The sequence below is a fragment of the Pseudomonas weihenstephanensis genome (assembly GCF_016812185.1).
GTDB lineage: Bacteria > Pseudomonadota > Gammaproteobacteria > Pseudomonadales > Pseudomonadaceae > Aquipseudomonas > Aquipseudomonas weihenstephanensis.
This window is the reverse complement of sequence record NZ_JAAEBV010000011.1, coordinates 1-7872: the sequence shown is the minus strand read 5'-3', so window position 1 is coordinate 7872 and position 7872 is coordinate 1. Positions and strand designations below refer to the sequence as shown.

Below are 7872 nucleotides of genomic sequence, written 5' to 3'. Positions count from 1 at the left end.
GCTTCACGGTGGCCTGAACCATGCTCAAGAGCCAATGGCGTATTTTTGCGTCCTTGCGCGCTTCGGCCAAAAGCATCCCGCCCAAAATGATTTTTTGCCCGTTTTCGAGCGCCCGGCTCTGATTACGAAGGCGAGCCAATTCGGCTTCCTTCTGTGCGATTTTTTGCTCTATCGTCAGCGCCATTTATCCCGCCTCCTCTCTTTCGGTCGTGCTACGATATCACGCAGCCAGAGAGCGAAGCGAACTGCAAAGTGCGCACTTACGGGTTGCTACGCAACCCAGTACGCCCTGCGGGGCTAAAGCAAAATCAAAAGCACAGGAATCAAGAGCCGTGGCAATTTTCCACTGCACCACCAAACCGATAGCGAGAAGCGCCGGACGTTCGTCCGTTGCTGCTGCTGCTTATCGGTCTGGTAGTGAGTTGGTCGATCAACGCACCGGCTTGATCCACGACTACACCCGCCGGGCGGGTGTCGAGTCGGCTGAAATCCTGATGCCGGACGGCGGAACCGCCGACCGTTCCGAGCTGTGGAACGCCGCTGAAGCCGCCGAAAAGCGTAAGGACTCGCGCACTGCCCGCGAATGGATCGTGGGTTTGCCCGCCGAGCTGGGGGAGGCTGGCCGCAAAGAGTTGGCCCGCGACTTCGCCCGCGAACTGGCCGAGCGTTATCGTGTGGCCGTGGACGTGGCGATTCATCGCCCAGACCAGGAAGGCGACCAGCGCAATCACCATGCCCACATTCTGATGACGACCCGGGAAGTCAGCCGGGGGGTTGATGGCATCGAGCTCGGCAATAAAACCGCCTTGGAGCTGGGCGACAAAGACCGCGCTAAGGCTGGAATTGAGGGGCGCAGCGCGCACGACATCGAGCAGTTGCGCGAGCGTTGGGCCGACCTAACCAATCGCGCCCTGGAGCGCGAAGGCCGTGCCGAGCGGATCGACCATCGCAGCCTTGCCGCTCAGGGCATCGACCGCGAAGCCACCACGCACCTTGGCGCAGTCGCTACGGACATGGAGCGCCGGGGCAAGGCGTCCGACCGGGGCGACGGCAACCGCCAAGTGATGGCGAACAACGTCGAGCGGGAGCGGGTCAGCGCGCAGATTATCGACCTCGCGGCCGAGCGGGAGCGCCGCCGTCCGGTCGAAAAGACCAAGACCGCCGCCGAGATTCGGCAGGACATCGAGCAGTACAAGCGCCGCCATGGCCGTCCGGCGTTCATGGATGCCGCTGACGTTGCAGCTCAGTCGTCGCCCGTGACCACGGCTTACGCCAAGGTGCGCGACCTGACGCAAGAGCGTAACGAGGCACAGGCCCGAAAATACCAAGCGATGGTGGAAATTGAAGAGTGGTCGGAGCGGCACCCCATGCGTGCCAAAATGGCGGCTATTGGACTGAACAAGCCGGATTACTTGGTTGAGCGCGAAAACGCCGTGAAGGCCGCGAACACGGCGCTGGAAGCACTGCCGGCGAAGATCGAGCAGGCCGACAAAGCCTATCTGCAGATCAGGCGCGAAGAGACGGCCAAGATCAAGGCGCAGTATCAGCCACAACGCGAGTGGGTGGCCAATGCTGAGCGCCTGGCCGCTGAGCGTGAACGGATCGAACGAGCTGAGCGCCTAGAAACTGCCAAGCGCGAGAACGATAAGCGTGACCCAGAACGGGAACGCTCACGAAGCCGCAATTTCCCCAGAGAACGCTAGTTCCGTTGATCAACCGCCAAGGCTGGCGTTCCTGTCGTTCGGTTTAACCAGGCCGTGCCGAGTGGGCGTGTAGTGGTCGTGGCCAGGCGCTTTTGAGCTTCACGCTACGGCTCATATCCGCGATAGTGGTGCTTTCGCTTTAGGAGTTACGGAGGGTCAGGCAAAATCGCAGCTCAGATACTGGAGCAGCGATCCAATGAAGCTACTGTTTACCTACGATGATCGTGACGATGCCGAAGAGGCTGCCGAGAAGCTGACCGGTGAAAAACGGCTGGCTAGTGAGCGGGATTCAACAGTCACAATCTATAACCTCTTTGGTATTCCCAGTTGGGGGAATTTTCACCGGCTGGGAATGTACAGACTAGGTGAACTTAAAGACCTGTTAGCTCGCCGCACCGCCTGGCAACAGATAGACCAGGCTAACCATGCAGAGATTATTGCCATGCTAGAAACGGTGGCAAAAAACTATGGTGTTGAGGTTCCAAGTCACTGGTACTGAATTAGGGCGCAATGCCTACCAGGATAATAGGCACTGCTGGAATACCACGGCCTTGCCTCATTAGATTGAACAAATCCCTTTCATAATAAGGAACGCCAGATGACATATCTCGTTCCATGGACTTCATTGGAACAATCTCTATACCAACATCGATGTTGCCGTTGATATAGAAAGACATGTGTTTGACGAAAAGGTCGTGGGCAACAAAAGAATATTTACCAAACTGCACTTCAACCGCAACCCGATCCTTAATGAAGTCGGTTTGATTATAGGTCATGATTGGTTCTTGATTGCCTTCCTCAATAGTTCTTTTCTGGTCATCAGGTTTCAGGTTTACAATCTGACGTAAAATCCTGGTGTCCTCAGATAACCAGTTAGTAACTCTCTCTTCTTTCCAATTGTTTTTTTCAAATAGCTGTTTAAACTCGGCATTCATATCTACAGGCGAATAAAGAGTTTTCCCTGCTTTTCTTGCTTCGGCAGATGCTTTTGTCCTGCACCGTTCAGCATCTACTCCCGCAATAATAGCTTCAACCTCTGCCCATATTTTAGGCTTATGGTACTGAAGGTATTCAAATCCATTTAAGTGGGAGTAGTACTGAACAATTCGCATCTAATGTCCGCCATTGGGCAACGTAGGGTCGTAGACCGGCTTATGCATCGGTCTAGTGTCGAGTGTTCCTGCCCTGAGGGCGTGAACTCGTTCCCATGCTACATCAACGTATTCGCGTATGACATCACATCCATAGGTGCGTCGGTCATGCTTGAGGGCTGCCACTGCGGTAGAACCCACGCCCATGTAGGGATCAAACACTGCATCGCCGGGATTCGTGAGCGAGAGAACCAGACGCTCGACCAGCTCAACAGGGAACTGGCAAGGGTGGATGGTCTTCTCGACGTGGTTATTTTTCACATTAGGAAGTATCCACATATCACCAGGATTTTTACCCAACGGGTTTCCTGATAACTGCCCTGCTTTTTCACCTTTATAGTATTTTTTGTTCGGATATTTGGACGGCACCCTAATTGGATCAAGGTTGAATGTGTATTCATCTTCCTTAGTGAACCAAAGAATTGTCTCGTGTCTTCCTGACAATCGGTTCTTACAATGTAACCCGTGCTCAAAATGCCATATTATGCGGTTTCTTAGTTTTAGTCCGTGATCTTTGAATAGATGATAAAGAACTATGTCTAGCGGGAAAATTTCGCCCTTTTGGACATGATTACCGACCTGCCAGCATATTGAACCCTGCGGATGAAGCAAACGGACGCACTCAGAAATTACTTGCGTTTGGCCACGTATATAATCCTCAAGAGATGAGCGTTTTTCGTATGACTTTCCGATGTTGTACGGAGGAGACGTAACGATCAGCTTCATTGATTCGTTTTCTAAGCCCCGCATAAAAAGAAGATTGTCTTTATGTACAAGAACGGCGTCTTGGTTATCTGAATTCACTGTATTGGCTTTCATGGTCACCTCTGCGTATTACAAATATACGGCATTCTCTGCTAGAGATCCAGCACTTAGCCGAGCCGTGTGAGGTGTTCGTCGAATAACGGAACCGCTAGTCCTTGTGGATCAACCGCCAATGCTGCTTCGGCAGGTCAAGCAGCAATCCGGAGGTGCCTAAGTGTCCCTCGGTATCATCCTGGTGATCGACGCAGCTATCAGGTACTGCTCGTAATGCAACACCGTCTTTCGCCCAGTCTTACTGGCGGAAGGCCCATTTTTTCCACCACGGCAGCGGTAGCTGCGGTGAATCTGGCACGCCTTCGGGCGTGTCAGGTATGACAGATGGCACAGGATCAGGTTTGTGCTCGATCAAGCGCATCGCCTGGCGAAGTTCGGCGACTTCTTCCCGTAGAGCTTTCAATTCGGCCAAGATCAGGGCCGTGTCTTGTGTGCCAACACCAGTGCCAGCGTGTGCCGGTTTCTCAATCTCAGACTGTGCCACTGGGAGCAAAGTGCCATAGACGCGGATTAGCTCAGACGTCTCCAATCGACGGGCGTTATCACCCTCAGGCGCCCAAGATAGACGGCCTTTAGACATATCCCGGTAGAGCGTTCGACGGCTCTTTCCGGTCAACTGCTGTGCCTCTTGGATAGTGTGCCACGCCATGTGTCACCGCTCCTCGATTTGGTGTGCCACTTTACTCGTGCTTACCTAAACTGCGATAAAGGAGGCGCGCATAAGCTGCGTTATCTGATGCTGTACATCCTCGCATGCTTCAAAGAAAGCCAATGGCGCATCCTCTGTGCCATCGTCCAGGATGCTTTCCATGTCATGGACCAGCGCCCCGAGTTGACGGAGATGCTGTTTAACGTCGGCTAGATTCATTGTCAGTCTCCATATCTTGGATGTCAGAGCCCCTAACGCGGGGCACTTCATCCCTTGTGACTGGCAATAATTCAGCTTGGTCCGGGGGAGGCAAATCGCCGGTAGATATCGGATGTTCGCCGGCCTGAAGAACGGGAACATGGCGCAACTCGACATTATCCCAGTCCTCAACAGGCCTCCCCTGATCGCTTTCGCTGACCACTACCTCGGCGTAGAACGACGCGTATCGCTTGCCGCTATGGTCCCGCCAAACGACCTTGGAGTTGATGACATAGCCGTTAGCTGTCCCGATTTTCACGATTTGGAGCCAGCGCTCTGACTCAAGTAGGCGAATGGCGTTATGTATCGCCGTTCTGCCGTAGTTGAGGATCTGGCAGAGAGTGGACTGGCTGATAACAATCGCGTTGGTCTTATTCATCCGCTCCGTCAGCAGCATGAAGACTTGAAACGCGCTAGGGCTACGCCGAGACAATTCACGAATGTCTCGGATGTAACCACGGGTCAGCATGGCGAAATCAGCGGGGTCTTTTCTGATCTGTTTCAAGTGAACATATCCGTTCGGCCTGGTGAACATGATGTTCAGTATATATGAACGCCGCGTGCGCACAAGATGTTCACTCAGATGGTAAATGTTCACTCAGCTAGTGAACATATATGTTCACCCTAGAGTGAACATATCAAGCAGGTCAAAAAATGGCTGCAGGCCACGTATTTACTGGTGTTCAGACTTTTTCGTCCAGAAGTGCCCTCTTTTTCTTTTAGGAGCGGGGCTAAGTGGTGCCGCCTGCGGCGCCACCGCTTGCGGTCTTGCAGGCTGCGATGAACGCAGCCGCCGACCTCAGTCCGCGTTTAGCCTGTGATTTTGGTGTTGCTTCGAAAAACGTCAGAGACGATATGCTCTATCACGTCCAGGTCGTTCCAAATCGCTGGTCGGGTGCTTTTTCCGGCCAGGGATTTGGGACGGCCCGACAACGAGCGCAGCGAGGCGTCAGTCTGATAGTTATCCACGGAGCGAAGCGAGGTGGGTAACTGTCCCAGACGGCTCGTTGGTGCTCTTTGCCCCGTAACGGCGCAAAGCGCCGGGCGGCCATAGGCCGCCTGTAACTGATTTTTTTAACGGGAATTCGCGAGTTTGAGATCGTGCGAAGCAAGATCAAGCGCCGTTCCAGTCGCTGTGCGCCCGTCTTACACCGCACACAAACTCTAGGCCTTACACGGGCTGCTTCGCTCCTTCACGGCGCTGGCTTACGCCCTGCGCGCTTCGCTTGCGTGTTAGACAGTGAAAGGGCTGTCATCCACTTCCACAACGTCCTTTGGCTCTCAGTCGTCACCCAGATAGGTCGGGAGCCCTTCAGGGTATATCACTGGCCCATGCCGTGGTTTAGTCGCTTCCAACGACACCTGGCAGCGTCCAATCGGGTAGTCGCCCGCGAGATTGATATAGCCCTGCAGATCGGGGAGGTTTTGAAGCTCGGAGGGCATCACGGCCTGTTCCCGCTGGAGCGATTCGGTGGACGATGCGCTTTGCCCTTTCGAGGTGCTGGACAACTTCCAGCGTTCGCGCTCGCCCAATTCTCGGGCCAGCTTTTCCGCTGTCTCGCCATCTACGGAACGCAAAATGAGCTTGTTCGAAAAGCAGTTGAGTAGCGTCGAGGCACGTTCCCTGCCGTAAGTGGACACGAGCTGACTGTAGGACTGGAAGGCTACGACCACACGCACGTTGCGTTTGCGGAGTTTGGTGGTGGCGGCAATCAAGCTGGCTAACTCTCCGAGCGTGTCCAGCTCGTCAATGATGATCCACGTGTTTTGCCCGCCTTCGGCGCGTTCAAGCCCCGCCGATACCAAAATATCCATCCAGCAGGCGATTAGATCGCGGGAGACGCCTAATTCGGACTCCTTGAACGGCACCCACAGCCAACGTGGATCAGTGCTTTGCATATATTCGCGGAGGGAGAAGCCGCCGCCGCGCATGAACTGCCAGCATTGCAACACTGTGCCAAAAACCGAGCGAATATTGGTCAACAGGCGGTCACCACCGTCTTGAGTCAAAACGCTGGACGAGGTGCCCGCAAGCAATGGTTGCAGGGCTTCGGCGCTGTAGCCGGTGGCGATCCGCAACAATTCGGCGTTATCGACATGGGTATTCATGCCCAAGTTAGCGAGCAGCTTTTGCGCCATTTCGTGCCATGCGCGCTCGCTGCCTTGGCCGTCCGGTACGACCGAACGTGTAATGCGCATCCAGTCGTGCGATTCACGGATTTCGTTCACCAAGTTCCAGCCAAGCGAGCGTTTATCGAACGGCGACAGCACCAGGTCACCAGGTGCGCCGAATTCGGCCCCAAATTCGCCGCCGTTGTCGATAACAATGGCGCGATCACCACGCGCCCGAATGTCGGCCAGCAAGCCGCGCAGTGCGACCGACTTACCGGCCCCGGTGCTAGCCGTGATGGCGATGTGCAGGGCCTCATTGGCGGGTGGGATTGGCGTCTGTGCCAGCCTCACCCACCCGTCAAAAACGTTCTTGTCGTGGTATTTGGTCGGATCGCGGCGAAGGTCGTTTTCCGCCTTGCGCCATTCCGGAGTGACATTGCCGCGCTCATCGGTGCGGGTAATGCCCCGTGCCGTCAGTTCTAGTGCACACAGAAGGCTTGCCGAGGTGGAGAGTTCAACCCCCCTTACCACCTTGGGATCGCTGCGACCCTCTGGCAGATATTTTTCTATGAGGACTTTCACGAATCCCAGCCCGTACCAGACGGCGGCGCCCATCACCGCCAGCTTGACCCAACCAGTCAGCGGGGTTGAAAAGCCTAGTTGCTGCGTCCAAGCCCACCAGACGAGCCAGATCAGTGCGAGGTAGCGCCAATGCCATTTCATGGTTTGGCCTCCCGGCGATCTGAGCCTCTGCAAAGACCGCTCGCAGGGCCTCTAGATGTCCATATGGGCAGTTCTAACGGAAAGTTGGGGGCTGTGCTTCGGTTCTTCAGTATTTGCGCATAGGTGGCCGTAGCGGTGCTTACGGCAGCGTGGTCAGTTATGGTCAATCCACGCTGCACTTGGAGCAAGTGCCCCTGCCAATTACGCAAATAGGTTATATGCGCCTCGTTTGGCTTTGCCTTTTTGCGTTCATCAGCTAAATGCTGGGATGCCAGGGCCCTGACATTCCCTATGGTGCTAATGGCTGTTTCGTATTTGGCCAGTTCATCTCTTTCAAATGTCATACGGCAGCCTCTCCATAGCTTTATGTATGTAACGCCATTGCCACCTCATAGTGTTTTATCCAGGGCGGCGAGCTCGTCGATCAGCGGCGCGAGGCGCCGCTGATCGACGTCTC

Annotated in this window: 8 protein-coding genes; 2 read left to right on the top strand and 6 right to left on the bottom strand. The window is 54.8% G+C overall.

The window, feature by feature from the left end:
- On the bottom strand, window positions 1-184 hold a 184-nt coding region (locus GYN01_RS22010; protein WP_203307794.1), incomplete at its 3' end, for a hypothetical protein.
- Window positions 185-332: 148 nt separating this feature from the next.
- Between GYN01_RS22010 and mobQ the strand changes: the two genes are divergently transcribed.
- Together mobQ and GYN01_RS22000 are read left to right on the top strand one after the other, a co-directional pair.
- Window positions 333-1703: a MobQ family relaxase gene (mobQ, locus tag GYN01_RS22005; RefSeq protein WP_274521397.1), complete on the top strand. Its 1371-nt coding sequence runs from the start codon at window positions 333-335 to the stop codon at window positions 1701-1703.
- Between the two features lie 196 nt (window positions 1704-1899).
- Entirely contained in the window at window positions 1900-2202 is a 303-nt protein-coding gene (locus tag GYN01_RS22000; protein ID WP_047299609.1) for a hypothetical protein, read from the top strand.
- 1 nt (window position 2203) lies between these two features.
- Here the strand turns inward: GYN01_RS22000 and GYN01_RS21995 are convergent, their stop codons facing one another.
- The 5 genes from GYN01_RS21995 to GYN01_RS21975 all read right to left on the bottom strand — a co-directional run bounded on the left by GYN01_RS21995 (window position 2204) and on the right by GYN01_RS21975 (window position 7415).
- Window positions 2204-2815, bottom strand: a complete 612-nt coding sequence (locus GYN01_RS21995; protein ID WP_047299607.1) for a BglII/BstYI family type II restriction endonuclease — start codon at window positions 2813-2815, stop codon at window positions 2204-2206.
- A complete protein-coding gene (locus tag GYN01_RS21990) occupies window positions 2816-3673 on the bottom strand; it encodes a DNA-methyltransferase (protein WP_078481981.1) in 858 nt (285 codons plus the stop codon). It abuts the gene before it with no gap.
- A gap of 238 nt (window positions 3674-3911) precedes the next feature.
- Window positions 3912-4322, bottom strand: coding sequence for an entry exclusion protein 1 (locus GYN01_RS21985; RefSeq protein WP_233098630.1), 411 nt, complete (start codon window positions 4320-4322; stop codon window positions 3912-3914).
- A 199-nt stretch (window positions 4323-4521) separates the two neighbouring features.
- Window positions 4522-5085, bottom strand: a complete 564-nt coding sequence (locus GYN01_RS21980) for a helix-turn-helix domain-containing protein (RefSeq protein ID WP_139053267.1) — start codon at window positions 5083-5085, stop codon at window positions 4522-4524.
- Window positions 5086-5861: 776 nt separating this feature from the next.
- Complete coding sequence (locus tag GYN01_RS21975; protein ID WP_047299615.1) at window positions 5862-7415, bottom strand: type IV secretion system DNA-binding domain-containing protein; 1554 nt, start codon at window positions 7413-7415, stop codon at window positions 5862-5864.
- Between the last annotated feature and the right edge of the window lie 457 nt (window positions 7416-7872).

Bases quoted from the DNA above. Each gene is read 5' to 3' on its own strand.
- GYN01_RS22000 (WP_047299609.1), top strand. From the start codon at position 1,900: ATGAAGCTACTGTTTACCTACGATGATCGTGACGATGCCGAAGAGGCT.
- GYN01_RS21995 (WP_047299607.1), bottom strand. From the start codon at position 2,815: ATGCGAATTGTTCAGTACTACTCCCACTTAAATGGATTTGAATACCTT.
- GYN01_RS21990 (WP_078481981.1), bottom strand. From the start codon at position 3,673: ATGAAAGCCAATACAGTGAATTCAGATAACCAAGACGCCGTTCTTGTA.
- GYN01_RS21985 (WP_233098630.1), bottom strand. From the start codon at position 4,322: ATGGCGTGGCACACTATCCAAGAGGCACAGCAGTTGACCGGAAAGAGC.
- GYN01_RS21975 (WP_047299615.1), bottom strand. From the start codon at position 7,415: ATGAAATGGCATTGGCGCTACCTCGCACTGATCTGGCTCGTCTGGTGG.